We start from the raw sequence: 23,468 nt of genomic DNA on the forward strand, positions 1-23,468 counted from the left end.
GAGAGACCCACCGTGCTCGGCGCTGCGCGCCTCCGCGCGCTGGGTCTCTCGACACCGGCGCGCCCCTACGGCTCCCTCTCGGCCGTCCACGTGGGGACAGTTGGACTTGGTGGGCCCGCGCCCCTGGTGAAGGTTGACGCCGTTCGCTTCTCCACCGGTGTTCGATCACTCGGTGGCAATCGCCCGCAATACGTCCAGCCGGGCGGCTCGGCGTGCCGGGCGCAGGCCCGCAAGGGCACCTGCGGCTACGCCCACCAGGGCCACCACTACGAGTTGGACCGGTGGGAGCGCGAAGGCGAAGGTGCTGTCGCTCGCGCCGTCCGAGGCCTTGGCCAGGACCCAGCCCAGGAAGGCGCCCAGGGTGAGGCCGCCGACGGTGCCGAAGGCCGCGACCAGGACCGACTCCCAGCGGACCATCGCCCGGAGTTGGGAACGGGTCTGGCCCACTGCCCTCAACAGGCCCAGTTCGCGGGTGCGTTCGTGGATCGCCAGGGTGAGGGTGTTGGCGATGCCCAGGAGTGCGATCAGGACCGCCAGGGCCAGCAGCGCGTAGACGAGGGTCAGCATCATGTCGATGCCGCCGGCCGAGTTCTGGGCGTATTCGTGGCGGGTCTGGACTTGTGGGTTGCCGTAGTGGGTCGCGACCTTCTCGACCGCCGCCTTGCCCTTGGCCATGCTCACGCCGTTCCTGAAGGAGACGGCGACGAGCGTGTCGGAGTCCTGGGTGCGGTGCGGGGCCCAGGCAGCGCGGGTGATGACGTAGTCGCCGGCGAGTTCGGACTGACCGTAGACCGCGCGGACTGTGAAGGTCTGCTTCTTGCCGTCGGTGAAAGTGAGTTGGGCCTTGCTGCCGGTGGTCAGGTGTTGGCGGTCGGCCTCTGTTCTGGTGATGGCGATGCCGTCGGTGCCGAGGGTGCTCAGGGAGCCGTGGACCGTTCCCAGGTCGAAGGTGCGCGCCAAGGCGGTGGGGTCCGTCACCGTCAACGCCCGTCCCTTGCCGTCTACTTCGGCTACCCCGCGCCCGAGTCCCACTGCCGTGCTCACCTCGGGCAACTTGCCGATGGCTCCGGCGAGTCGGGGGCTCAGGCCGCTGCCTCCCGCGCCGAAGGACGGAGTGCTGACGGCCACGTCGCCGGCGAAGGAGCGGGACACCGTCTGGTCCATCGTCGCCTTCAACGACGCGCCGAACACGGTGAACAGGGACACCACGGCCACCCCGATCATCAGCGCGCTCGCGGTGGCGGCCGTACGGCGGGGACTGCGCAGGGCGTTGCGCCGGGCCAGTCCGCCGGTGACGCCGCGCAGGCGGTCGAGGGGGCTGCCCAGAACGCGTATCGCCGAGGAGGAGGCGACCGGGCCCAGCACCACGAAGGCGACCAGGGCCAGTACCGCCCCAAGTCCCGCCAGGAGCAAGGACGGTGAGATCAGTACGCCAGTGAGGGTGGCCCCCATCGCGAAGGCGGCGAGTGCCATTCCCGTCACCGCTCGGACGCGGGACGCGCCAGACTGGTCCACGGCCGTCTCTCGCAGCGCCGCCAGGGGTGCGGTGCGGCCCGCTCGTACCGCCGGCATGAGTGCCGAGCCGAGGCAGACGATGATGCCGACTGCCAGGGGCAGGACCATGGAGAGTGTACGGATCACCAAGTCGCCGTCAGGGAACGGGAATCCGATCGCCGGGAACAGCATCTTCAGTCCGGCCGCGATTCCGATGCCGCCCGCCAGTCCGGCGGCCGACGCGGTCACGGCGACGACGCTCGCCTCGGTGACGGTGGCCGCGGTGACCTGGCGGCGGGAGGCGCCGAGGGCCCTCAACAGGGCGTTCTCGCGGGTGCGTTGGGCGATGACGATCGCGAAGGTGTTGTGGATGGAGAAGGTCGCGACCAGGAGGGCGATGCCGGAGAACACCAGGAGGAACGTGGTGAAGACGGTCAGGAACTGGGACGAGATCATGTCCGTGTTCTCCTGTGCCGACTTCTGACCCGTGATCGCCTCAACTCCCTTGGGGAGTACGGGAGTCAGGCGGTCGACCAGTATCTGTTGGCTTACGCCCGGGCCGGCCCGTACCTGGATGCTCGCCGCCTCGCCCGGTTTCGCGGTGAGGTACTTCTCGGCGTCGGACTGGGTCATGCCGGTGAACGTCACCTGCGCCATACCGTCCTCGCCGCCGAAGGTCGCGAGGCCTACGATCGTCACCTTGACCGGGTCGGGCGTGCGCAGGGTCGTCGTGTCGCCGATCTTCAAGTGGCCCTTGTCGGCGGCACCCCGGTTGACGACAACCTCGCCCGGCCTGGCCGGAGTTCGGCCTTTCGCGAGGCGGTACGGGTTGAGTTTCGGGTCGGTGATCCAGTTGCCGGCGAGGGTGGGCGGCCCCTTGCCGCCGATGGCCTCGCCGTTGGCGCCGACGAGTTGGCCCGCGCCCTGGATGCTGGGGGCGGCGGCCGCGACGCCGGGGACCTGCTCGACGGTCTTCACCAGGGCCGTGGGCACCGGTTGCCGTACGCCCTGGCTCTCGCCCGGTGTCGTGATGGCGTCGGCACTGCGGACCACCGCGTCCGTGCCGCTGGTCGCGTCGCCGAACATGGTGTCGAAGTTGGCGCGCAGGGTGTCGCCCATGACGAGGGTCCCGGCGAGGAAGGCGACCCCGAGGAACACGGCGAGGAACGTTCCGGCGAAGCGCCTTTTGTGGGCCCGCAGGGAGGACATGCTCAGGCGCACGGACGCGTTCATGACCTCACGTCCTCGAAGGCCTTCAGACGGTCCAGGACCTTTTCGGCCGTGGGGGCCTGCACGCGGTCCACGAGGCGTCCGTCCGCGAGGAAGACGACCTCGTCGGCGTGGGCGGCGGCTACCGGGTCGTGGGTCACCATCACGACCGTGCGGTCCGTCTGCCGTACGGCGCGGCGGAGCAGTCCGAGGACCTCGCCGCCGGAGCGGGAGTCGAGGTTGCCGGTCGGCTCGTCGGCGAAGACGACCTCCGGCCGGCCCGCGAACGCCCTTGCCACGGCGACGCGTTGCTGCTGGCCGCCGGAGAGTTCCGAGGGGCGGTGGTGGAGGCGGTCGCGCAGGCCGACTACGTCGACGAGTGCGTCGATCCACTCCCGGTCGCCCCTGGTTCCGGAGAGGTCGAGGGGCAGGGTGATGTTCTCCGCGACGGTCAGCGTCGGCACCAGGTTGAACGCCTGGAAGACGAAGCCGACGCGGTCCCGGCGGAGGAGGGTGAGGCGGCGGTCGTCGAGCGAGCCGAGTTCCGTGTCGCCGATGTACGCGGCGCCCGAGGTGAGCGTGTCGAGTCCGGCCGCGCAGTGCATCAGGGTGGATTTGCCGGAGCCCGAGGGGCCCATGATCGCGGTGAAGCGGCCGGCCGGGAAGTCGACGCTCACCCCGTCCAGGGCGCGGACGGCGGTGTCGCCGACGCCGTACACCTTGACGGCGTCGACGACCCGCGCGGCCGTGCGGGTGGTGGTCGCGGTGGTCATGCCGGGCCGCCTCCCTTGCCGGTGCGGCCGAACTGCTCGTCCAGGACGGAGAGGCGGCGCCAGTACTCGTCCTCGTCGATCTCGCCGGACGCGAAGCGGCGGCCGAGGACGGCGAGCGGGGAGTCGCCGGTGGGACGGGGGTCGGCCATCTCGCGCCACGGGCCGCCACGCCCGAGCCCCCGACCGCGCCAGACCGTGCGGCGCAGGACGGTCACCACGCCGACCACCATGGCCGCCCAGATCAGCGGGAGGAACAGGATCCACGGGCCGGGGCCGCCGCCGTTCCAGTTCGCCAGAGTCTGCATGTCGATTCATCTCCAAGGAGTCCGGAGCCCTCGATGGGCTTCCTGTGATGTCCGGTGATGTATCGAGACTGGCTCCGGGGAGGGGTCCGGGTCGTCGTACGGCCAGCGGCAGTGTGCGTACCTCCCGGGGAGTACGCGGGGTCGTTTTGGCTGCTCCCGGCGTGCGTCGACAACCTCTCGACTTCTGTACCTACTAGTATGTACAGTCCTGCCATGAGCACCTCGGAGCGACTGATCGAGTCCACCCGCGAGCTGTTGTGGGAGCGTGGCTACGTCGGCACCAGCCCCAAGGCGATCCTGGAGCGAGCGGGCGCCGGGCAGGGCAGCATGTACCACCACTTCAAGGGCAAGCCGGAACTGGCTTTGGCGGCGATCCGGCGGACGGCCGAGGAGTTGCTGGCTACCGCCGAGGAAGTACTCGACGGGCCCGGCACGCCGTACGAGCGGATCGAGGCGTATCTGCGGCGCGAGCGTGATGTGTTGCGCGGGTGTCCGGTCGGGCGGCTGACGATGGATCCGGACGTGATCGCCAGCGCCGAGCTGCGGGAACCGGTCGACGCGACGCTCGACGCGATCCGTGAGCGGCTCGCCGGAATCGTCGAAGAGGGCAAGGAACAGGGGCAGTTCGGGCCGGAGCTGGACGGCGAGGAGATCGCCGCCACCATCCTCGCGACCGTGCAGGGCGGGTATGTGCTCGCCCGCGCGTCCGGGTCGCCGGCCGCCTTCGACGCCGGTGTCCGGGGACTGCTCTCCCTTCTCTCGCCCATGTCCTCCCGATAGGAGTCCAGGTACGTGCGGATCACCAGGAAGCACCCCGACACGCGGCAAGGTCCGACGGAGAACTTCACCGGCACGGTGTGGCTCGACGATATTGCCTCACCCCGACCGCCGTCCCGGATAAGGGTGTTCAGCGTGCACTTCACGCCGGGCGCGCACACGGCGTGGCACACGCACCCGCACGGCCAGGTGCTGCACGTGACCGAGGGCGAGGGGCTGGTGCAGCGCAAGGGCGGTGCCGTCGAGCCGATCCGCGGGGGCGACACCGTGTGGATCGAGCCGGACGAGTGGCACTGGCACGGCGCCGCACCGCGCACGTTCATGACGCATCTCGCGGTCGTCGAGGCCGCGGAGGACGGTACGACCGCCTGTTGGTACGAGCATGTCGACCCTGCGGACTACCCTGCCTGAGGGGGCACTTGATGCACGCGATGCAGTACGAACTCACTCTGCCCGCGGACTACGACATGGGCATCATCCGGGGCCGGGTCGCCCGGGTCGGGCATCTGCTCGACGACTGGGACGGGCTCGGATTCAAGACGTATCTCCTGCGCGAGCGCGGGGTACACGGTTCGCCGGTCAACCAGTACGCGCCGTTCTATCTGTGGAACACGGTCGAGGGCATGAACCGCTTCCTCTGGGGCTGCGCCTTCCAGGGGCTCGTCAACGACTTCGGACGGCCCGAGGTGTTGCAGTGGACCGGTCTCGCCTACGAGGAGGGCGGCGCCGCGGGCTCACCGGCGGCCGTCGCTGTGCGGCGGCGTCAACGGATAGCGGGGAGTGGGGAGTTGGCAGTGGTGATGGAGGACGCGGCGGGTGAGACCCGGCGGCTGGCCGGTCAGGACGGTGCGGTGCTCGCCGCGGCTGCCGTCGACCCGCACAGCTGGGAGATCGTCCACTTCTCGCTCTGGGAGCACGAGTCGCCGAAGGCTGAGGGGGACGTGTTCCAGGTGCTGCACCTTTCGGCGCCGGGGCGGGGCGGGTTACCGCGGGGTCGGCAGTGGTGAATGCCCTTGTCCGTACTGTACTTGGGGACGTGGACCCCCGACTGTTGGGTCTGTGCGACGCGCACGACCATCTCTTTCTCCGCAGCCCGCGACTCCCCGGCCAGGAGCTGGGCGATGCCTCGGCCGCACGGGCCGAGTTGAACGTGTTCCGTTCCGTCGGCGGGGGCAGCGTCGTGCAGTGGACGCCGTACGGGATGGGGCGGCGGGTCACCGAACTGCCGCAGCTGTCCCGGTCGACGGGGGTGCACGTGGTCTGCGCGACCGGGTTGCACCAAGCGGCGCACTACAGCCCGGAGTTGCTGGAGAGTCTGCGTGACGGGCTGGCCGAGGTCTTCGTCTCCGAACTGACAGAAGGCGTCGGTCAGTCCGGGGTCCGCGCCGGGATCATCAAGGTCGCGGGCGGCTTCCACGGACTCGACGCGCACGCCCGCTGGACGATGACCGCCGCGGCCGAGGCCCACCGCGCGACGGGCGCGCCCATCGCCGTCCATCTGGAGCTGGGCACGGGCGCCCTCGACGTGCTCGATCTGCTGTGCGGCACGTTGGGGGTCGAACCGGACCGGGTGATCCTCGGCCACCTCAACCGCTCCCCCGACCCGGTGGTCCAGCGACAGGCCGCCGACGCCGGCGCCTACCTGGCGTTCGACGGCCCGTCCCGCGCCCACCACGCCACGGACTGGCGGATGCCTGACGCGGTGCGGACGCTGGCCGAGGCCGGTTTCGGCGACCGGCTGCTGCTCGGCGGGGACACGGTGGCCGCCGGGGCACGCTCGGTGGACGGCGGTCCGGGGATGCCCTACCTGCTGCGGCGGGTGGGGCCACGGCTCGCGGTGGAGCTGGGTGAGGAGCTGGTGGAGCGCGTGTTCGCGGAGAACCCCGCCAAGGCGTTCTCTGTCGAGTGGCGTTGACGGGTACGCCCTCGCGCCGGAGGCGGTCGCCGAGGGCTGAGGCGGGCCCGCTATGTTCGACCCGAACATCGAACATGTGGAGCTCGTGTGCAGACGACGACGGTGGAGCCGCCGAGAGCGGCGGAGGCGGATGCCGCGGCGGCCGGGTGGCCCCGGTCCTGGCCGCTCATGCTGCTCGGGGCGGCTGTCGTTCCGGGGCTGATGCTGTTCGTCGTCGGGCGGTGGCTGGACGCGCCGGCCGTGCAGGCCTGGCGGACCGTGTGTCTCGCCATCACCACACAGGCGCTGCCCTTCCTGCTCCTCGGTACGGCTCTCTCGGGAGCGATCAACGCGTTCGTGCCGGCGCGGGTGTTCACGAAGATGCTGCCCAGGCGGGCCGCGTTCGCCGTGCCGGTGGCCGGGATGGCGGGGGTCGTGCTGCCGGGCTGCGAGTGCGCGTCGGTGCCGGTCGCGAACAGTCTGATCGGGCGCGGGGTCACCCCGGCGGCCGCGTTCGCGTTCCTGCTCTCGGCGCCCGCGATCAACCCGGTCGTGCTGACCGCCACCGCGATCGCGTTCCCCGCCAGCCCGGTCATGGTGCTGGCCCGGCTGCTCGCCTCGCTCGCGACCGCCGTGGTCATGGGCTGGCTGTGGCTCTGGCTGGGGCGCGAGGAGTGGCTGCGGCCGGTCGCGCGGCACACCGGGCACCGGCCGGGGCACAGCCGCTTCACCGAGTTCCGCACCGGCTTCCAGCACGACTTCCTGCACGCGGGCGGGTTCCTGGTCGTCGGTGCCATGGCCGCGGCGACCTTCAACGTGGCCGTACCGCGCTCCGTGCTCGACACCTTCGCCGGTTCGCCCTGGCTGTCGGTGCTGTTCCTGGCCGCGCTCGCGATCATCCTCGCGGTCTGCTCCGAGGCCGACGCGTTCGTGGCGTCCTCCCTCACGGGCTTCTCCCCCACTGCCCGGCTGGCTTTCATGGTCGTGGGCCCCATGGTGGACCTGAAGTTGATCGCCCTCCAGGCGGGCACGTTCGGCCGGGCCTTCGCGGCTCGCTTCTCCGCCGCCACGACGGTCGTCGCGGTGCTGTCCAGCGCGCTGATCGGAGCCGTACTGCTGTGAGACGCCCCCTCCAGGTGACCCTGCTCGTCCTCAGCGGCCTGGGCCTGCTCCACGCCTCCCTCTTCACCGACCTGTGCCTGCGCTACGTCAAGCCGAGCATGCGCCCGATGCTCGTCCTGTCCGGGTTCCTGCTGATCCTGCTCGGCATCGCGGAGGCCTGGTCACGGCGGAGACCAGACGAAGGTGACGACCATGCGGGCCACAACCACTCCAAGGTCCCCCACGTCGCCTGGCTGCTCTTCCTCCCCGCGCTCAGCCTCCTCTTCTACGCCCCGCCCGCCCTCGGCGCCTACACCGCCTCCCGCGCAGCCACCAAGGCCGTCCCCGTGCAGGACGCCTTCGATCCGCTGCCCGCGACCTCGCCGCTGCCGATGACCCTCACGGACTTCACGACCCGCGTTCAGCAGGACCGCAAGCGGGCCATCAAGGGCCGCACCGTCCAGATGACCGGGTTCGTCACGCCCGACAAGGGGTCCGCCCACTGGGACCTGACCCGCATCATGATCTCGTGCTGCGCGGCGGACGCCCAGTCCATCAAGGTGCGGGTCTACGGCATCCCGGCCCTGTCCGCCGACACCTGGGTGACGATCACCGGGACCTGGCACGCGAGCGGAACCCTGGGGACGAGTTCCGCCGTGGCCGCACTCGACGGCGTCACCGTCGAGAAGGTCGCCAAGCCGGTGAACGCCTACCAGGACGCCCTGCCGTTCGGGACCCCACGCTGAGCCGAGCAACTGAGCTAGGCCACTGAGATGTCCACGGACGGTCGCAGTTTCGCCGCCGCGGCCAACGCCTCGTGCATGGGGTGACCGTCGAAGGCAGTCAACAGGGCATCGTCCGCCGGGAGTTCGGCAGCCGGGTAGGCGATCTGCTCGTAGGCCGCCTGGAAGCGCGGACCCCAACGCCGGGCGCCCAGGCGGGCCGTGCGGGAGCAGTTGTCGACCATGTAGGCCACATCGCGGGCGTGCATGTAGGGCAGCAGGGAGTCGACGGCCTCGATGACGGACTCGTTGACGATCTCCGACCAGGGGTGGCCGCGCTCGGCGAACTCGTCGACCTGGGCGGTCATCGTCGCCACGAACACCCCGGCGGTGAACGGCTCGACGGGCAGGGCCCGTTCGGCTCGGCGCGCCCGCACCTCCGCCCCCGCGGCCCACATCGGGGAACCGCCGATCCCGCTCATCTCCCGTGCCCCGAGCCGCCGTTCGGCGAGGACGACGCTGCGCAGCTCGGTGCCGTCGGCGACCTCGTCGTAGATCTCGGCGACGATCTCGCGGGCGGGGCCGTAGGTCGCCGAGTACGCCCGGTCGAAGACCTCCCGTCCGGTCGGGTCCAACTCCTCGCGGACGGCGCGGAGTCCGGCCTGGGAGATGGTGCGGGCGATGGGTCCGGTGACGTTCTCGCAGGAGCGCTCGTACGCGGTGACCGCGTCGTCGCCGGTCAGGCGGTAGCGGGTGAAGAGGCTCTCGATGATGCCGTGGACGGCGCCGAGCAGGATGGCGCGTTCGCCGACGATGTCGGAGCGGTACTCGCTCTCCAGGGTGGTGCGGAAGGTGTACGGCGAGCCGAGCGCGACCGACCAGCCGAGCGCGCGGTCGGTGGCCCTGCCGTCGGGGTCGGCGTGGACGGCGTAACTGCTGTTGATGCCCGCGCCGTTGATCTCGGCGCCCTGCTCGTAGAGCCGGCGCACGGAGTCGCCCATGCCCTTCGGGCAGACGGCGATGACCCCGTGTCCGGACGGGAACTCCCTGCCCGTTTCCCGGAGATGACCGAGCAGGAAGCCGTGCGAGAGGCCGATGGTGGCCCCGGGCTTGAGGGCCGCGAAGATCTGCTCGTGGTGGGCGGCGAGGGCGGCGTCCGCGATGAGCAGGATCACCAGGTCGCTCTCGGCGGTGACCGCGAGCCAGTCGCCGAGGGTGCCGTCCTCCTCGGTGAAGCCGTGCGCGCGGGCGTCGGCCGCGGATGCCGAGCCGGGGCGCAGGCCGACGCTCACCCGGATGTCCGTACCGGCGAGGGAGTCGCGCAGGTTGCGGGCCTGGGCGCGGCCCTGCGGGCCCCAGCCGATGACGCCGATGCGGCGGACGCCGGCGAAGGCCTGCGGGAGCAGCGGGAAGAGGTGTCGGCCGCCGCGCAGGATGGTCTCCGTGCCGCCGGGCACGTCCATCGTTTCGAGGGTGAAGACGGCGGAGGTGTACGTGGTCGAGGTCATGGTGGAGTTGTAGGCTCCGGGCGGGTATTGCGGCAAGCGCAACCTGTGCAGCGTCCTGTTGCGCGAGCTGAAAGAGCCAGGTCACGGTATGCGGAACGACCACCGGGAGCTACGGCTTTTCCTGCATCTGGCGCAGACGCTGAACTTCGGGCGGACGAGCCTCGACTGCCATGTCAGTCCGGCGACACTCACCCGGACCGTGCAGCGGCTGGAGGCCGACCTCGGACACCGGCTGTTCGACCGCGGGGCGCGCGGGGTCTCCCTGACCGCGGAGGGGCACCGCTTCCGTGAATACGCCGTCCAGTCACTGGAGTTGTGGCGTGCCTACCGTGAGGAGCATCCCGACCCGGCCGAACTCACGGGCAGGCTGGCCCTGTTCGCCACGGTGACCGCCTGCCAGGCCCTGCTGCCCGACCTGTTGGCGCCCTTCCGGGCCGCGCATCCTCAGGTACGGCTCGATCTGCGCACCGGCGACGCGGCGGCAGCGCTGGCCCGCCTCGACGAGGGTGAGGTCGCCGTGGCGGTCGCGGGCATCCCGTCGCGGCTGCCCGAGCAGTTGGTGAGCCGGACGGTAGCGGTGACCGAACTGGTCCTGGTCACCGCCCTCGACCGTCCCGACCCGCATCTCGACGGCCCGTTCGTCCTCCCGCACCGGGGTCTGGTCCGCGAGGCGGCCGACCGCTGGTTCCGCACCCGGGGCACGACCCCGGACGTGGCCTGCGAACCGGACGGCCACGAAGGCCTGTTGACCCTGGTCGCCCTGGGCTGCGGAACAGGCGTGGTACCCCGCCTCGTCCTGGAGAACAGCGCCGTCCGGGAACGGCTGACGGTGATCCCGGCGGACCCCCCGCCGGAGCCGTTCCCGATCGGCCTGTGCGTACGAAGGGCGGACCTACGCCGCCCACTGGTGTCGGCCCTGTGGAGCCTAACGGCGTCATAGGCGCCCCAAAGGGGCGCAGGGCTGTATTTGATTTGCGGCTGCCGCCGCGCGAGCGCGCCCAGCCACGACGGCGCAGCAGCAAACCGACGACGCACACCCCCTACGCCCAGCGGAGCGCCTAGTCCAGGTCAACCGGCCCGTCGTTCTTCTTCTCGTCCTTCTTCGCCTGCAACTGAAGCAGGTTCTTGACCTCGTCACCGGGCCGACGCCCGTCGGGGTCCGACCCGCTCAGGTTCCCCCGTACCGAGTCCAGGATCGTAAGGCCCTGCGAGACCAGGCCGGCGGCGATCTCGCCGAGCCCATCCGCACCGTTGAGGACGTTGACGTTGGCGCCCGCAAGACCCCCCGCCGCTTCCTTCACGATCTGCGGAAGCTGGTCGATCAGCATCCGGTCGAGCGCGACCCGGTCGTACGACGCCGCCGCCTCGGCCTGGATCTTCATCCGGTCCGCCTCGGCGATGGCGAGCAGCTTGATCCGCTGGGCCTCGGCCTCGGCCGGCTTGACGATCTCGGCGACCAGCTGCTGCTGGCGCAACTCGGCCTGGCGCTGGGCCAGTTCGGTCTGCGCGGCGAGCACTTCCTGCTGGGCGTGGGCCTGCGCGAGCGGTCCGGCCTGCGCGGCCTGCGCCTGGGCGCGGTCGACCTCGGCCGAGTACTCGGCCTTGACCACCGCGGTCTGCCGGGCGTACTCCGCCTGGTTGCGGGCCGCGACCTGCTCCGCCTCGACGGATGCCTGGGTGGCCTGGGCCTGCGCGATCTGCGCCTGCCGCTGGATGGCCGCCTTGTGCGGCGCGGACATGGCCTCGATGTAGCCGACCTCGCCGTCGTCGATCGACTGGATCTGCAGCGAGTCGACGATCAGGCCGATCTTCGCCATCTCGACCTTTGACGTGTCCAGGACCTCGGCGGCGAGTTTCTGCCGCTCCGTGACGATCTCCTCGACCGTCATCGAACCGATGATGGACCGCAGGTGACCGGCGAAGATCCGGCCGGTCAGCACCGACATCTGGTCCTGGTCGGAGAGGAAGCGCTGGCCCGCGTTGATGATGCTCTCTGTGTCGTTGCCGACTTTGAACGCGATCACGGCGCGGACGTGCAGCGCGATGCCCTGGCGGGTCACACAGGTCTCGGTGACCTCGGCCTCGCACATCGACAGCGTGAGAAAACGGGTCTTGCGGAAGACCGGAAGCACGAACTTTCCGTGCCCCGTCACCACTCGGAATGGCGCGCCCCCCAGTCCCCGCCTGCCACCCGAGATCAGCATCGCCTCATCGGGGGCGGGAACGCGGTAACCGAACATGTCTTGCTCCTCACTCTGCGCCAGCGGGATCGCCGCCCAGCGCGTCCAATGGATCCGCCCACTCGATGACGTGCACAGCACGCCGTCCACGGGACTCGATCACGAGCACCCTGGCCCCCGTGGGCAGGGGATCATCCGACCAGGCCAGGAATGTCTCGGAGCCGCCCCGGACCCGCACGAGGATCTCGCCGGGCCCCGCGCTTCCCCGGGTCTCGATGATCACCTCTCCCGTGCATCCGATCACGGGCTCGTCCTGCGGCATCACCGGCCGCCTCCATCCTCTGGCCTTAGGTTTCCGACGATAGACCCACTCGGGTCACGGACCCAACGGGCCCACCACACACCTTTTCCGCGGCGTCCGCCGGGTGGCACCGCCCGCTGTCAGGACAGTGCCGCCAGCGGGTCGTCGAGGACCGGCTGCCACGCCAACTCGGCTGCCCCGACCAGGCTGTTGTGGTCCAGGGTGCAGGCGAGGATCGGCACGCCCCCGCTCTGCCCCCACAGGCTCCGGTCGGCGACGACCGCGCGCAGCCGGTCGGGGTCGGCGTCGAGGAGGGTGCGGTGCAGTCCGCCGAGGATGATCCGGTCGGGGTTGAGGATGTTCACCAGGCCCGCGAGCCCGAGTCCGAGCCGGTCGATGAGCATTTCGGCCGCCTTCCGGACGGACGGGTCGTCGTAGTGGTGGCGGATCAGTTCGTTGGACTCCTGCAGCAGGGACACCTCGGGGCCGGGCTCACGGCCGGCGGCGGTGAGGAACGCGAGCGGGTCGGCCTCGACGTCCAGGCAGCCGCGGCTGCCGCAGTAGCAGGGGCGGCCCTCGGGGTTCACGGTGAGGTGCCCGACTTCGAGCGCGAGGCCCGAACTCCCGGTGTGCAGACGCCCGTCGAGCACCAGCGCGCCGCCCACACCCCGGTGTCCGGTCGCCACGCACAGCAGGTCGCGGGCGCCGCGGCCCGCGCCGTGCCGGTGCTCGGCGAGTGCGGCGAGGTTGACGTCGTTGCCCGCGAACGCGGGTCCGGTGAGGCCGGCCGCGCGCACGCACTCCGCGAAGATCCGCCGCACGGGTGCGCCCGCGGGCCAGGCGAGATGGAGGGGGTTGAGGGCTAGGCCCTCGGGCTCGGCCACTGCGGACGGTACGGCGAGCCCCGCACCCACACACCGACGGCCCGTCTCGCGCAAGAGATCCGCACCGGCCTCCACCACCGAGCCGAGCACCTTCGCCGGGTCGGCGTCCACGGCCTCGCAGCCGGGGGCGGTCGCTACGATCTGGCCGCCGAGGCCTACCAGTGCGGCGCGGAAGCCGTCCGCGTGTACCTGGGCTGCGAGGACTACAGGTCCGTCATCGGCCAGCGCCAGCCGGTGCGAGGGGCGGCCCTGGGAACCGGCCGCGGCGCCGGGCCTGGCGTCGACCCTGATCAGGCCGAGCGCCTCCAGCTCGGCGGCGACCGCGCCGGCCGTCGCGCGGGTCACGCCCAGTTCTGCGGTGAGTACGGCGCGGGTGGGGGCGCGGCCGGTGTGCACGAGCTCCAGCGCGGGGCCGAGCGCTCCGCGGCCCCGGTCCAGTCGTGCCCTTGAGGTGGTTCCATTCCCCGCCGGCCGGGGGTCCGCCTTGCCACTCATGAGGGCGAGTCTCCCATGATCCGCAGGCGGGAGAGGTGACCGGTGTTCCGTTGAAGGGTCGCGATCAAAGTGCGGGCCGGTGGGGGCTGATCGCGCCCACGCGGCGGAGCCGCACATCGATACAGCCCCGCCCCTAAAGGCCGCTCACCCTGAGCGTGACATTCAACCTGCCCTTCAACCCCAACTCCCCCGGCCCCGTGCCCTCGTAGACCCTCGGCACCCCGTGATACGCCAGCCTCGACGCGCCCCCGAACACGAACAGGTCGCCGCTCCTCAACTCGACGTCCGTGTACGGCTTGGTCCGGGTTTCGGTGTTGCCGAAGCGGAAGACGCAGGTGTCGCCGAGGCTGAGGGAGACCACGGGGGCGTCGGACTGTTCGTCGGCGTCGCGGTGCATGCCCATGCGGGCGTCGCCGTCGTAGAAGTTGATCAGGGCGATGTCGTACGACGCGGTCGGCGCCCCCAGTGCGTCGGTGACCGCCCGCTGCGCGAGGTCGTCGAGCCAGGTCGGGAAGGGCTTCACCGGGGTGCCGTCGCCGTCGGTCACCGTGCGGGAGTAGGCGTACGGGTACCAGTGCCAGCCCAGGCACACCTGCCGGGCGGTCATCATGCCGCCGCCGGGGGTGCGGACCGTGCGGAGACCGGCGGGAGGCCTGGCCCACTCGCGGCAGGCCGTCAGGAGGTCGCGCTGGCGGTCCGGGGAGAGCCAGTCGGGCACGTGCACCGCGCCCGGCGTGATCTCCGTACGAACCCTCGGAAACAGCTCGGCGTCCATGGCCCCATCCTGCCCCGACCGGCCATGAGCTGGCACTCGGTTAGCCTTGGCGCACGATGGACGACCATATCGACCGAATGACGACTCCGTGGGGCGACCGCGCCCTGGCCCGCTTCCCCGAGGACCCGCGCGACCGGCTGCGCGCCTGGGACGCCTCCGACGAATACCTTCTGCGGCAGCTCGCGGAACAGGACACCCCGCTGTCCGGCACGGTCGTGATCGTGGGCGACCGCTGGGGCGCCCTGGCCACGGCGCTCGCGGAGTACGCTCCGGTGCAGATCACGGACTCGTTCCTCACCCAGGAAGCGACGAAGGCGAACCTCGCGCGCAACGAGGTCGCCGCGGATTCCGTACGGCTGCTCACCACCCAGGACCCGCCGCCCGAGCGTGTCGACGTGCTGCTGGTCAGGGTGCCGAAGAGCCTCGCGCTGCTGGAGGACCAGTTGCTGCGGCTGGCGCCCGCGGTGCACGCTGACACGGTTGTCGTCGGTACCGGCATGGTGAAGGAGATCCACACCTCGACGCTGAAGCTGTTCGAGCGGATCCTCGGCCCGACCCGGACCTCGCTGGCCGAGAAGAAGGCCCGGCTGATCCACTGCACGCCCCGGTTGTCGGTGGCACGTGGCACCAATCCCTGGCCGCACAGCTACGCGCTGCCCGACGGCATCGGTGTCGTCTCGGGGCGGACCGTGGTCAATCACGCGGGGGTCTTTTGCGCCGAGCGCCTCGACATCGGGACTCGTTTCCTCCTCCAGCATCTGCCCTCAAGTCGCGGGCTCGGCAAGGTCGTTGACCTCGGGTGCGGCAACGGAGTCGTCGGCACGGCGGTCTCGCTGGCCGATCCGGAGGCCGAAGTCCTGTTCGTGGACGAGTCGTTCCAGGCGGTGGCCTCGGCGGAGGCGACGTACAAGGCCAACGGAGCACCCGGGCATGCCGAGTTCAGGGTCGGGGACGGGCTGGTCGGGGTCCCTGCCGACAGTGTGGACCTCGTGCTCAACAATCCGCCGTTCCACTCCCACCAAGCGACGACCGACGCGACGGCCTGGCGGATGTTCTCCGGGGCACGGCGCGCGCTGCGGCCGGGCGGCGAGCTGTGGGTGATCGGCAACCGGCATCTCGCCTACCACGTGAAGCTGAAGCGGTTGTTCGGCAACAGTCAACTGGTCGCCAGCGACGCGAAGTTCGTGGTGCTGAAGGCCGTCAAGCGGTAACCCCACCGCCTCCCGCGAGCACGCCGATGATCCGGGCCACCGCCTGCGCCATCGCCTCCCGCCCCACGCTCAGGTACGTGCGGGAGTCGACCGCCTCGGGGTGTTCGGCGAGGAACGCGCGGATCGCGCCGGTCATCGCCTGGTTGAGGGCCGTGCCCACGTTGACCTTGGTGATGCCGCCGGTGACGGCCGCGGTCAGTTCGTCGTCGGGGACTCCTGAGGAGCCGTGCAGGACGAGGGGGACGTCCAGGGTCGCGGTGAGCCGTTTGAGGAGGTCGTGGTCGAGGGAGGCCGTTCGGGTGGTCATGGCGTGCGAGCTGCCAATGGCCACGGCGAGTGCGTCCACTCCGGAGTCGGCGACGAAGGCGCGGGCCTGAGCGGGGTCGGTGCGGGCGCCGGGTGAGTGAGCGTCGAGGGGCGGCTCGCCGTTCTTGCCGCCGACCTCTCCCAACTCGGCCTCGATCCACAGCCCTTGGGCGTGCGCCCAGTCGGCGGCGGCGCGGGTCGCGGCGAGGTTCTCGGCGTAGGGCAGGCGGGCCGCGTCGTACATGACGGAGCTGAAACCGGCGGCCTGCGCCTGTCGGAGAAGGTCGTCGCTCTGGACGTGGTCGAGGTGCAACGCCACGGGTACGGCGGCCCGTTCGGCGGCGGCGACGGCCGCGCGGGCGAGCGGGAGGAGACGGCCGTAGCGGAACTTGACGGCGTTCTCGCTGACTTGGAGGACGACGGGGGAGCCGGTGGACTCGGCACCGGCGATGACGGCCTCGACGTGTTCCAGCGTGATGATGTTGAAGGCGGCGACGGCGGAGCGGGCCTCGGCGGCGCGGGTGACGAGCTCGCCGGTGGTGACGAGGGGCACGGTCTTCCCTTTCCTGACCTGGAGTACCGGGGCTTCAGGGAGCGAGGATCACCGAGCGGGTGAGGTGGCGCGGGCGGTCCGGGTCGAGGTCGCGGTACGCGGCGACGGCGACCGCGAGGCGCTGGGCGCGGACGAGTTCGGCGAGCGGGTCGAGGCCGCCCTCGATCCACAACCCGCCGGTGGCGCCCACCTGTTGGGCGAGCCCCTCGGGCGCCTCGCCGAGCATCCAGGTGGCGGTGCCGTGGGTGGTGATGCTGATCGGGCCGTGCCTGTACTCCATCGCCGGGTAGGCCTCGGTCCAGGACAGTGAGGCCTCGCGCATCTTCAGCCCGGCCTCGTTGGCGAGGCCGACGGTCCAGCCGCGACCGAGGAAGGTGAACTGGGTGCAGGCGACGAGCTGTTGGGGCAGTTCGGCGGCGAGCGCGGTGCGGGCGTCGGTGACCACGGCGTCGGTGTGCAGGCCCAGGTGGGCACGGAGCAGGGTGACCGCGGTGGTCGCGAACCGGGTCTGCACGACGGACCGTTCGTCGGCGAAGTCGAGCACGACGATGTCGTCGGCGGCCGTCATGACGGGGGTGTGCGGGTCTGCGGTGATCGCGGTGGTGCGGGTACGCCCCTTCAACGCCCGTAGGAGTTCCAGCACTTCGGTGGTGGTGCCGGAGCGGGTGAGGGCGAGGACCCGGTCGTACGTCCGCCCGTGCGGGAACTCCGAGGCGGCGAAGGCGTCGGTCTCGCCCTGGCCGGCGCCTTCCCGCAGGGCGGCGATCGCCTGGGCCATGAAGTACGAGGTGCCGCAGCCGACGATCGCGACCCGCTCCCCCGGCACGGGCAGTACGTCCCGGTATCGGGGCGCCTCCGCCGCGGCGCGTATCCAGCATTCCGGCTGACTGTTCAGCTCGTCCTCGACATAGGTCATGCCGTACCCCTCTCCCCGCGAATGCTTGTTCCTGCAAGATATAGCGACCTTTCGAGCACAATCAAGCAATCGGACCAGAGGGGCGTGCGCTAGGGTCGCGGAGAATCGAGGAACGGAGAGTGAGTGCGGATGTCGCGCGACGCCCGCTGGAAGGCGCTGCTGGACCTGCTCGTCGAGCGCGGTCGGCTCGATGTCGAGGAGGCCGCGGCGGACCTCGCGGTGTCGGCCGCGACGATCCGCCGTGACTTCGACCAACTCGCGGAGCAGCAGATGCTGGTGCGTACCCGGGGCGGCGCCGTCGTGCACGGGGTGTCGTACGAACTGCCGTTGCGCTACAAGACCGCCCGGCACGCCTCCGAGAAGCAGCGCATCGCGAAGGCGGTCGCCGAACTCGTCGCGCCGGGCGAGGCGGTGGGCCTGACCGGCGGCACGACGACCACGGAGGTGGCCCGCGCCCTGGCCGTCCGCAGCGACCTCACCTCCGGAACACCCGCGCTGACCATCGTGACCAACGCGCTCAACATCGCCAATGAGCTTGCCGTACGGCCCCAGTTCAAGATCGTGCTGACCGGCGGGGTCGCGCGCCCGCAGTCGTACGAACTCGTCGGGCCCCTCGCGGACGGGGTGCTCTCGCAGATCACCGTCGATGTGGCGGTGCTGGGTGTGGTGGCCTTCGACGTGACGCACGGCGCGGCGGCCCACGACGAGGCGGAGGCCGCGATCAACCGGCTGCTGTGCGAGCGCGCCGAGCGCGTGGTCGTCGCGGCCGACTCCAGCAAGCTCGGACAACGGGCGTTCGCCCGGATCTGCTCGGCCCAGGCGGTGAACACGCTGGTGACGGACGCGGGGGCGGGGGCGGACATGGTGCGGCGGTTCGAGGAGGCAGGGGTGCAGGTCGTCGCCGTGTGACGCGGAGCCGGGCCGCCCCAGACACCCGATCAGTGCTTGGTCAGGACTTCGAAGCGCAGGTGGGTGATGTCCGGCGACTCGCGCGTCCAGAGCCGGCGGAGTTCGACGGGACCTCCGAGGTGGTCGAAGAGCCGCTTGCCCGCGCCCAGCAGCACGGGGACGAGCATGATGTGCACCTCGTCCAACAGACCGGCGTTCAGGGCGTGTTGGGCAACGCTCGCACCGTGGACCCCGACGTCCCCGCCGGCGGCGGTCTCCTTGGCGCGGGCCACCGCGGACTCGATGCCGTCGGTGACGAAGGTGAACACGTCGGGGGCGACGACGTCCGCCGGATCGGGGGCGCTGTGGGTGAGCACGACACAGGGGACCTTCCCCACGGGCCCTCCGTCGCCCCAGCCGCCGTCGCCTTCGCAGACGTCATAGGAATGCCGGCCCATGAGGACGGCGCCGATGCCGTCGGCCATCTCGGCGAGGACCTTGGCGTCGGTGTCGTCCATTTCCCGGACCCATCGGTGCAGGCGTTCGCCGCCGACGCCGAGCGGGTTGGCGCGGGTGTCGTCCGGGGCGGCGATGAAGCCGTCCAGGGACATGGACATTCCCGAGATCACTTTGTCAGTCATGTCAGGTAGACCTTCCGCGCCGCCCGAACTCATCGGCCGTCGCGGCTCCCACTCCTTGCCGGACAGCGCGGTGCGGGACGCCGAGGGGCAACGTCCCGCGCCGCCATGCAAGTTGACGGACCGTCAGCCGAAGACCTTGACGGCCTGGTAGTACGTCCAGGCCGTGCTGTTGCAGGTGGTCGCGGTGGCGCCGCCGTAGGCGGCGCAGACGCGCTTGAGGTCCTCGTAGAAGGCGCTGTCGAGACGCGACTTGTTGGCGTCGAAGGCGCCGGCGGCCTTGTAGTTGCGGTAGCCGAAGTCGTGGCGGGCGCAGGAGGTGGCGAAGGGGAAGCCGAAGGGGTTGTCGGGCGAGTCGGAGCAGTAGTCGGTGGACCAGTCGAACTCGTAGGCGGACCAGGCGGTTTGGTTGGCGCGGGCCGCGGCCCAGAGGCTGTAGCTGGACGCGCTGGTCTGGGTCCAGCCGGCGAGGACCTGGGGCTTGTCGGCGGGGGCGGCGGTGGCGGCTGTCGCGGTGGCGACGACGGCTGCCAGAGCCAGAGTTGAGGCGGCGAGACCGGTGGCGAGTCTGCGGTGCATTCAACACCTCCATGAGACCGCGATCCGCCCGTCGGATCGCAGGTTCATGACAAGATGATTGACGCGTTGACCCCCACTTCACACCGCATGTGCCCCAATGACCCGTTAACTCTCGGACATGCCAGGCGATCGGGACATGAACCCGGCGGGACAGACCGGCAGAGGGGATGCGTAACACCCCTGCTGCCGGCCGGAGTTCGTCCCCTCAGGACGGGGTCAGAGGCAGGTCGTCCGTGAAGGCGTTCACCGGTTGGGCGATGGGCCGGGTGGCGTGGACGTCGAGGGCCGCCGCCGCGGTTCGCGTGCCGAGCGCGCCCTGTGTGTGCCAGGTCCCGGTGACGGCCAGCCAGGTGTTCGCGGGCGGGGCCGGGGTGCCGTACATGTGCACCTTGACGGTCTGGGCGTCCGCCGCGCAGCAGGTGAAGATGATCCGAGTCAGGTCCCAGCCGCCGCCCCGGACCGGCGTCGCGAACCCGGTCATCTCGACGCTGCGCCCCTTGATGGCCAGCTCCTTGTCCTGCTGGACCCGGGTGGTGAAGTCCGTGAGGGTCATCGGCAGGGGCGAGGTCGCGGGCAGTGCGGCGAACCCCTTCTGTTTCTTGACGGCCTCGCTGCCCGCGTGGGAGGCGGTGTAGGCGCCGAGGGCGGGCGGGGCGTAGAAGAGGAGGCTGAGCGCGGGGAGGAAGAGCAGCCAGGCGATGCGGGGGGCGGTGGAGTGGTCGTGCCCATGCTCGTGGTCGTGGTGGTGCTCCTCCCCGTCGTCGGATCCGCGGTCGAACATCGCGTGCGCCAGGCCCAGGAGCAGCAGGAGGGCGCCGGAGATGATCAGGAGCGGGCGCAGACCCTCCTTGACGTAGCGCAGGTAGAGGTCGGTGAAGAGGGCGGTGTGCAGGAGGCCGAGGCCGGTCAGGACCAGGAGCAGTACTTGGGCGGTGCGCTTCACAGCAGGGCGCCTCCGATCAGGACGCTGGCGGCCACGGCCACGACGGTGGTCGCGGTGGAGAAACGCACCGCGAACGCCCGGCCGAAGGTGCCCGCCTGAAGGGCGATCAGCTTCAGGTCCACCATGGGGCCGACCACCATGAAAGCCAGCCGGGCTGTGGGCGAGAAGCCTGTGAGTGAAGCCGCCACAAAGGCGTCGGCCTCGGAGCAGACCGCGAGGACCACGGCGAGTCCGGCCAGGAACAGCACGGACAGCCAGGGCGAGCCGGAGAAGGTGTCGAGGACCGAGCGCGGAACGGTCACGTTGAAGGTGGCCGCGGCCATCGCGCCCAGTACGAGGAAGCCGCCCGCGTGCAGGAAGTCGTGCTGGAAGCCGAGCCGGAACTCCGTGAAGCGGCTGTGCCCCGACTGGTGTCCGGTGTGCCGTACGACGGGCCGCAGCCACTCCTCACGCCCCAGCCAGAGCCACAGCCAGCCCATGACGGCGGCGGTGGCGAGCGAGGCGAGCAGCCGGGCCAGCACCATGGCGGGGCTGCCCGGGAAGGCGACGGCGGTCGCGGTCAGCACGATCGGGTTGATCGCGGGCGCCGAGAGCAGGAACGCGAACGCGGCGGCCGGGGTGACACCCCGTCGGATCAGGCTGTTGGCGACCGGCACGGACGCGCATTCGCAGCCCGGCAGGACCGCTCCCGCGATGCCCGCGACGGGCACGGCGAGCGCGGCCCGCTTGGGCAGCACCTTGGTGAACAGGTCCGCCGGGACAAAGGCGTTGATGGCCCCGGACAGGGCGGTGCCCAGGAGGAGGAAGGGCAGCGCCTGGACGGTGATGGCCAGGCAGACCGTCCGCCAGGCCGCCACGGCGGGGTCGTTCAGCCACGGCGTGCCCGACAGCACGAGGACGGCCACCGCGAGGCCGAGCGCGATGACGGCCGTGGTCGCGGGCGAGGGTCTGCGAAAGGCGCGGCGCCGGCGCTCGGGTGGGTGGGTGGCGGCCGGGATCGCCGTCTCCGTCACATCAAGCAGCTCATCCGTTTTTTGCATATTTGCTCCGAATGTCTGATGTTGTGACAGAAGATAGTACGGTTCTCGTGTGATCAGCCGACTGTCCGTCAGCATCGTCCGCGCGTGTCTGCGTGCGGGCACCGGCGGGAGTCCCACGGCGGTGCTGGACGAGACGCGGTTGAGCGACGTGGAGCGGTGCCGAGTGCCGGTTCTCGCCGGGGCGTCGCATGCCGTCTTCGTCTCGGTGGGCGGGTCGGACGTGTCCCTTCGCTTCTTCACCGCCGAAGGCGAACTGCCCGCGTGCGGCCACGGGACGGTCGCCGCCCTGGCCTTCCTCGCGGAGCGCGCCGGGGGTACGGAGTACCGGGGCACCCTGCGGGCGGCGGGGCGTTCCTTCGCCGGGTGGGCCGTACGGGAGGAGGCGCGGGTCCGTGCCGCCTTCGAGCCCGGTCCCGTCGAGCTGCGTGAGCCGACCGCGGCCGAGTGCGGGCTCGTCCTGCCTGCGCTGGGCGTCGGCCGCGACACACTCGCTCCCGGCACCCGCGTGGCCTCGGTCGGTCGGGCACGGCTGCTGGTCCCCGTCACCTCACGGGCCGCCCTCGCCGCTCTCGCCCCGGACTTCGGACAACTCCAGTCGGCCTGCGACCGGTTCGGGCTCCTCGGCTGCTACGTCTACTCGGTGCCGACGCGCTCCGGCCGGATCGCGGCGCGCATGTTCGCGCCGTCGATCGGCGTCCCGGAGGACATCGCGAACGCCAACAGCACCGCCTGTCTTGCCGCCGACCTGGCCGGTCGGGGCGTCACCGGGATCGCCGTCGACATGGGCGACTCGCTGGGCATCCCGGCCACGATCACCGCGACGGCACGACCCGGGCCGGTGGTGCGGCTGGGTGGCACCGCCAAGGTCACGGACCTCATCCGGCTGCCGTAGCCGCCCTGAGCGGGGCCGATGAAGCCCGGTGAGGTAGAGCGCCCCTAAGGGGCGCGGGGCTGCATCGATATGCGGCTCCGCCGCGTGAGCGCGACCAGCCACGACGGCCCGGCAGACGACGCACCGGCCTCCAGCGGAGGGCTCAGCGCGCCCGGACTCTCGCCAGCACGTCCCGGATCAGATCGGCGCTGATCGTGAAGTGCCCCCGGGCGATCTCCTCGGCACGCTCGGGCTCGCCCGCGGCGATGGCCTCGTACAGGGCCTTGTGGTCCTCGCCGCCCTGGTGGAAGTGGGCCTGTTCGCCCTTGCCCCAGGGCTCGACCGGGAAGCCGAGGCTGATCCGGGCCAGCAGGTCCTGGCTGAGCATGACGATCTGCGGGTTGCCCGTGGCGGCGCGGACGGCCTGGTGAAAGGCGCTGTCCGCGGTGTGCGCGTCGCGCTGGGTGCTCGCGGAGAGGTAGGCGGACAGGGCGTCCCGCATGGGTTCGAGGTCCTTGGCGCTACGGCGTCGGGCCGCCGTCGCGGCGACCATGCCCTCGACCAGGCCGCGCAGGTCGAAGAGCTGCTCGAACTCCTCCCAGCGGGGCAGCAGCGTGTGCCGGACCGCGGCGGCCGTCGACTCGGTCCAGCTGTCGCGGACGTAGGTCCCGCCGTTGCGGCCGCGGCGGATCTCGACCACGCCGACGGCCTGGAGGCGGGCGACCGCCTCGCGCACGGTGGGGCGGCTGACCCGCAGCAGGCCGGTGAGTTCGCGCTCGGCCGGCAGCCGTTCGCCGGGCAGGAAGTCGCCGACGGCGATCGCGGTGAGCAGCCGGTCGGACACCTCGTCGACCGCCGAGGCGACCCGCACCGGGCGCAGCGCGGAGGTCGGGGAGCCGCCGAGGAGGACACGGTCCAGGACGCGCGAGAACTCGTCCCCCGCTTCGGATGCCTCAGGTACGGATGTCAGCTGTCCTCCCCCTTCGGTGCCGCTTCTGTAAACGCGGGCGGGCCACGTGAACTCGTCGTTACGTCTTGCCCAGCCGCCGCTAAAAGGTCTTGTGCGCTGACCTTTTACCCAATCACCATCACAGCCATCCGTCAC

Annotated in this window: 25 protein-coding genes; 10 read left to right on the forward strand and 15 right to left on the reverse strand. The window is 71.1% G+C overall.

The window, feature by feature from the left end; all coding sequences use genetic code 11:
- Positions 1 to 165: 165 nt before the first annotated feature.
- The 3 genes from ACGFY9_RS10870 to ACGFY9_RS10880 are packed head-to-tail and all read right to left on the reverse strand — an operon-like array spanning position 166 to position 3,781.
- The gene (locus ACGFY9_RS10870) at positions 166 to 2,727 is read right to left on the reverse strand and encodes an ABC transporter permease (RefSeq protein WP_393753393.1); all 2,562 of its coding nucleotides are present in this window, start codon (positions 2,725 to 2,727) and stop codon (positions 166 to 168) included.
- Positions 2,724 to 3,476, reverse strand: a complete 753-nt coding sequence (locus tag ACGFY9_RS10875) for an ABC transporter ATP-binding protein (RefSeq protein ID WP_393753394.1) — start codon at positions 3,474 to 3,476, stop codon at positions 2,724 to 2,726. The genes ACGFY9_RS10870 and ACGFY9_RS10875 overlap by 4 nt, the downstream gene beginning before the upstream one ends.
- A complete protein-coding gene (locus ACGFY9_RS10880) occupies positions 3,473 to 3,781 on the reverse strand; it encodes an SHOCT domain-containing protein (RefSeq protein ID WP_393753395.1) in 309 nt (102 codons plus the stop codon). The genes ACGFY9_RS10875 and ACGFY9_RS10880 overlap by 4 nt, the downstream gene beginning before the upstream one ends.
- Before the next feature lie 213 nt (positions 3,782 to 3,994).
- Between ACGFY9_RS10880 and ACGFY9_RS10885 the strand changes: the two genes are divergently transcribed.
- The 6 genes from ACGFY9_RS10885 (at position 3,995) to ACGFY9_RS10910 (ending at position 8,299) form a co-directional block, all read left to right on the forward strand.
- On the forward strand, positions 3,995 to 4,561 hold the full coding sequence (locus tag ACGFY9_RS10885) for a TetR/AcrR family transcriptional regulator (protein ID WP_393753396.1): 567 nt from the start codon (positions 3,995 to 3,997) through the stop codon (positions 4,559 to 4,561).
- A 12-nt stretch (positions 4,562 to 4,573) separates the two neighbouring features.
- The gene (locus tag ACGFY9_RS10890) at positions 4,574 to 4,969 is read left to right on the forward strand and encodes a cupin domain-containing protein (RefSeq protein WP_393753397.1); all 396 of its coding nucleotides are present in this window, start codon (positions 4,574 to 4,576) and stop codon (positions 4,967 to 4,969) included.
- A gap of 11 nt (positions 4,970 to 4,980) precedes the next feature.
- Positions 4,981 to 5,565 (forward strand): DUF4865 family protein, encoded by a 585-nt coding sequence (locus ACGFY9_RS10895; RefSeq protein ID WP_393753398.1) that lies wholly within the window; start codon positions 4,981 to 4,983, stop codon positions 5,563 to 5,565.
- Complete coding sequence (locus tag ACGFY9_RS10900) at positions 5,559 to 6,473, forward strand: phosphotriesterase (RefSeq protein ID WP_393753399.1); 915 nt, start codon at positions 5,559 to 5,561, stop codon at positions 6,471 to 6,473. Before ACGFY9_RS10895 ends, ACGFY9_RS10900 begins: the two co-directional genes overlap by 7 nt.
- A gap of 87 nt (positions 6,474 to 6,560) precedes the next feature.
- Positions 6,561 to 7,574 (forward strand): permease, encoded by a 1,014-nt coding sequence (locus ACGFY9_RS10905; RefSeq protein ID WP_393753400.1) that lies wholly within the window; start codon positions 6,561 to 6,563, stop codon positions 7,572 to 7,574.
- Positions 7,571 to 8,299, forward strand: coding sequence for a TIGR03943 family putative permease subunit (locus tag ACGFY9_RS10910; protein WP_393753401.1), 729 nt, complete (start codon positions 7,571 to 7,573; stop codon positions 8,297 to 8,299). Before ACGFY9_RS10905 ends, ACGFY9_RS10910 begins: the two co-directional genes overlap by 4 nt.
- 14 nt (positions 8,300 to 8,313) lie before the next feature.
- Here the strand turns inward: ACGFY9_RS10910 and ACGFY9_RS10915 are convergent, their stop codons facing one another.
- Positions 8,314 to 9,783, reverse strand: coding sequence for a ketol-acid reductoisomerase (locus ACGFY9_RS10915; protein WP_393753402.1), 1,470 nt, complete (start codon positions 9,781 to 9,783; stop codon positions 8,314 to 8,316).
- Positions 9,784 to 9,871: 88 nt separating this feature from the next.
- On the opposite strand from ACGFY9_RS10915, the gene ilvY reads away from it, so the two are divergent.
- On the forward strand, positions 9,872 to 10,723 hold the full coding sequence (gene ilvY / locus ACGFY9_RS10920) for an HTH-type transcriptional activator IlvY (RefSeq protein ID WP_393753403.1): 852 nt from the start codon (positions 9,872 to 9,874) through the stop codon (positions 10,721 to 10,723).
- A 118-nt stretch (positions 10,724 to 10,841) separates the two neighbouring features.
- On the opposite strand, the gene ACGFY9_RS10925 is transcribed toward ilvY, so the two are convergent.
- From ACGFY9_RS10925 to ACGFY9_RS10940, 4 genes are all read right to left on the reverse strand, one after another.
- A complete protein-coding gene (locus tag ACGFY9_RS10925; RefSeq protein ID WP_363100859.1) occupies positions 10,842 to 12,023 on the reverse strand; it encodes an SPFH domain-containing protein in 1,182 nt (393 codons plus the stop codon).
- A 10-nt stretch (positions 12,024 to 12,033) separates the two neighbouring features.
- Positions 12,034 to 12,285 (reverse strand): hypothetical protein, encoded by a 252-nt coding sequence (locus ACGFY9_RS10930; RefSeq protein ID WP_393753404.1) that lies wholly within the window; start codon positions 12,283 to 12,285, stop codon positions 12,034 to 12,036.
- A gap of 119 nt (positions 12,286 to 12,404) precedes the next feature.
- Positions 12,405 to 13,643, reverse strand: a complete 1,239-nt coding sequence (locus tag ACGFY9_RS10935; protein ID WP_393753405.1) for an ROK family protein — start codon at positions 13,641 to 13,643, stop codon at positions 12,405 to 12,407.
- Positions 13,644 to 13,776: 133 nt separating this feature from the next.
- Positions 13,777 to 14,418 (reverse strand): alpha-ketoglutarate-dependent dioxygenase AlkB family protein, encoded by a 642-nt coding sequence (locus tag ACGFY9_RS10940; RefSeq protein ID WP_393753406.1) that lies wholly within the window; start codon positions 14,416 to 14,418, stop codon positions 13,777 to 13,779.
- 77 nt (positions 14,419 to 14,495) lie between these two features.
- On the opposite strand from ACGFY9_RS10940, the gene ACGFY9_RS10945 reads away from it, so the two are divergent.
- On the forward strand, positions 14,496 to 15,629 hold the full coding sequence (locus ACGFY9_RS10945; RefSeq protein WP_393753407.1) for a methyltransferase: 1,134 nt from the start codon (positions 14,496 to 14,498) through the stop codon (positions 15,627 to 15,629).
- On the opposite strand, the gene ACGFY9_RS10950 is transcribed toward ACGFY9_RS10945, so the two are convergent.
- Both ACGFY9_RS10950 and ACGFY9_RS10955 read right to left on the reverse strand, forming a co-directional pair.
- Positions 15,619 to 16,488 carry a ketose-bisphosphate aldolase gene (locus tag ACGFY9_RS10950; RefSeq protein ID WP_393753408.1) on the reverse strand — a complete coding sequence of 290 codons (870 nt, stop codon included), beginning with the start codon at positions 16,486 to 16,488 and terminating at the stop codon, positions 15,619 to 15,621. The genes ACGFY9_RS10945 and ACGFY9_RS10950 overlap by 11 nt on opposite strands.
- Positions 16,489 to 16,522: 34 nt before the next feature.
- Positions 16,523 to 17,404, reverse strand: coding sequence for an SIS domain-containing protein (locus tag ACGFY9_RS10955; RefSeq protein ID WP_393753409.1), 882 nt, complete (start codon positions 17,402 to 17,404; stop codon positions 16,523 to 16,525).
- A 129-nt stretch (positions 17,405 to 17,533) separates the two neighbouring features.
- On the opposite strand from ACGFY9_RS10955, the gene ACGFY9_RS10960 reads away from it, so the two are divergent.
- On the forward strand, positions 17,534 to 18,313 hold the full coding sequence (locus tag ACGFY9_RS10960) for a DeoR/GlpR family DNA-binding transcription regulator (protein ID WP_393753410.1): 780 nt from the start codon (positions 17,534 to 17,536) through the stop codon (positions 18,311 to 18,313).
- Between the two features lie 29 nt (positions 18,314 to 18,342).
- On the opposite strand, the gene ACGFY9_RS10965 is transcribed toward ACGFY9_RS10960, so the two are convergent.
- The 4 genes from ACGFY9_RS10965 to ACGFY9_RS10980 all read right to left on the reverse strand — a co-directional run bounded on the left by ACGFY9_RS10965 (position 18,343) and on the right by ACGFY9_RS10980 (position 21,492).
- Positions 18,343 to 18,933 carry a dihydrofolate reductase family protein gene (locus ACGFY9_RS10965; RefSeq protein WP_393753411.1) on the reverse strand — a complete coding sequence of 197 codons (591 nt, stop codon included), beginning with the start codon at positions 18,931 to 18,933 and terminating at the stop codon, positions 18,343 to 18,345.
- 123 nt (positions 18,934 to 19,056) lie between these two features.
- Positions 19,057 to 19,509, reverse strand: coding sequence for a phospholipase (locus ACGFY9_RS10970; RefSeq protein ID WP_393753412.1), 453 nt, complete (start codon positions 19,507 to 19,509; stop codon positions 19,057 to 19,059).
- 205 nt (positions 19,510 to 19,714) lie between these two features.
- Positions 19,715 to 20,452 carry a TIGR03943 family putative permease subunit gene (locus ACGFY9_RS10975; protein WP_393753413.1) on the reverse strand — a complete coding sequence of 246 codons (738 nt, stop codon included), beginning with the start codon at positions 20,450 to 20,452 and terminating at the stop codon, positions 19,715 to 19,717.
- Entirely contained in the window at positions 20,449 to 21,492 is a 1,044-nt protein-coding gene (locus tag ACGFY9_RS10980; RefSeq protein WP_393753414.1) for a permease, read from the reverse strand. Before ACGFY9_RS10980 ends, ACGFY9_RS10975 begins: the two co-directional genes overlap by 4 nt.
- Positions 21,493 to 21,541: 49 nt before the next feature.
- Here ACGFY9_RS10980 and ACGFY9_RS10985 point away from each other — a divergent pair, with 49 nt between their 5' ends.
- Positions 21,542 to 22,384 carry a PhzF family phenazine biosynthesis protein gene (locus tag ACGFY9_RS10985; protein WP_393753415.1) on the forward strand — a complete coding sequence of 281 codons (843 nt, stop codon included), beginning with the start codon at positions 21,542 to 21,544 and terminating at the stop codon, positions 22,382 to 22,384.
- Between the two features lie 142 nt (positions 22,385 to 22,526).
- Here ACGFY9_RS10985 and ACGFY9_RS10990 read toward each other — a convergent pair whose 3' ends face one another.
- Positions 22,527 to 23,234, reverse strand: a complete 708-nt coding sequence (locus ACGFY9_RS10990; RefSeq protein ID WP_393753416.1) for a FadR/GntR family transcriptional regulator — start codon at positions 23,232 to 23,234, stop codon at positions 22,527 to 22,529.
- Positions 23,235 to 23,468 lie beyond the last annotated feature (234 nt).

The organism is Streptomyces sp. NPDC048504 (assembly GCF_043200035.1).
Taxonomy (GTDB): Bacteria; Actinomycetota; Actinomycetes; order Streptomycetales; family Streptomycetaceae; genus Streptomyces.

Excerpts from the sequence above, each read along its gene's own strand:
- ACGFY9_RS10870 (WP_393753393.1), bottom strand. The coding sequence starts at position 2,727 with ATGAACGCGTCCGTGCGCCTGAGCATGTCCTCCCTGCGGGCCCACAAA.
- ACGFY9_RS10875 (WP_393753394.1), bottom strand. The coding sequence starts at position 3,476 with ATGACCACCGCGACCACCACCCGCACGGCCGCGCGGGTCGTCGACGCC.
- ACGFY9_RS10880 (WP_393753395.1), bottom strand. The coding sequence starts at position 3,781 with ATGCAGACTCTGGCGAACTGGAACGGCGGCGGCCCCGGCCCGTGGATC.
- ACGFY9_RS10885 (WP_393753396.1), top strand. The coding sequence starts at position 3,995 with ATGAGCACCTCGGAGCGACTGATCGAGTCCACCCGCGAGCTGTTGTGG.
- ACGFY9_RS10895 (WP_393753398.1), top strand. The coding sequence starts at position 4,981 with ATGCACGCGATGCAGTACGAACTCACTCTGCCCGCGGACTACGACATG.
- ACGFY9_RS10915 (WP_393753402.1), bottom strand. The coding sequence starts at position 9,783 with ATGACCTCGACCACGTACACCTCCGCCGTCTTCACCCTCGAAACGATG.
- ilvY (WP_393753403.1), top strand. The coding sequence starts at position 9,872 with ATGCGGAACGACCACCGGGAGCTACGGCTTTTCCTGCATCTGGCGCAG.
- ACGFY9_RS10925 (WP_363100859.1), bottom strand. The coding sequence starts at position 12,023 with ATGTTCGGTTACCGCGTTCCCGCCCCCGATGAGGCGATGCTGATCTCG.
- ACGFY9_RS10930 (WP_393753404.1), bottom strand. The coding sequence starts at position 12,285 with ATGCCGCAGGACGAGCCCGTGATCGGATGCACGGGAGAGGTGATCATC.
- ACGFY9_RS10935 (WP_393753405.1), bottom strand. The coding sequence starts at position 13,643 with ATGAGTGGCAAGGCGGACCCCCGGCCGGCGGGGAATGGAACCACCTCA.
- ACGFY9_RS10940 (WP_393753406.1), bottom strand. The coding sequence starts at position 14,418 with ATGGACGCCGAGCTGTTTCCGAGGGTTCGTACGGAGATCACGCCGGGC.
- ACGFY9_RS10945 (WP_393753407.1), top strand. The coding sequence starts at position 14,496 with ATGACGACTCCGTGGGGCGACCGCGCCCTGGCCCGCTTCCCCGAGGAC.
- ACGFY9_RS10955 (WP_393753409.1), bottom strand. The coding sequence starts at position 17,404 with ATGACCTATGTCGAGGACGAGCTGAACAGTCAGCCGGAATGCTGGATA.
- ACGFY9_RS10960 (WP_393753410.1), top strand. The coding sequence starts at position 17,534 with ATGTCGCGCGACGCCCGCTGGAAGGCGCTGCTGGACCTGCTCGTCGAG.
- ACGFY9_RS10965 (WP_393753411.1), bottom strand. The coding sequence starts at position 18,933 with ATGACTGACAAAGTGATCTCGGGAATGTCCATGTCCCTGGACGGCTTC.
- ACGFY9_RS10970 (WP_393753412.1), bottom strand. The coding sequence starts at position 19,509 with ATGCACCGCAGACTCGCCACCGGTCTCGCCGCCTCAACTCTGGCTCTG.
- ACGFY9_RS10980 (WP_393753414.1), bottom strand. The coding sequence starts at position 21,492 with ATGCAAAAAACGGATGAGCTGCTTGATGTGACGGAGACGGCGATCCCG.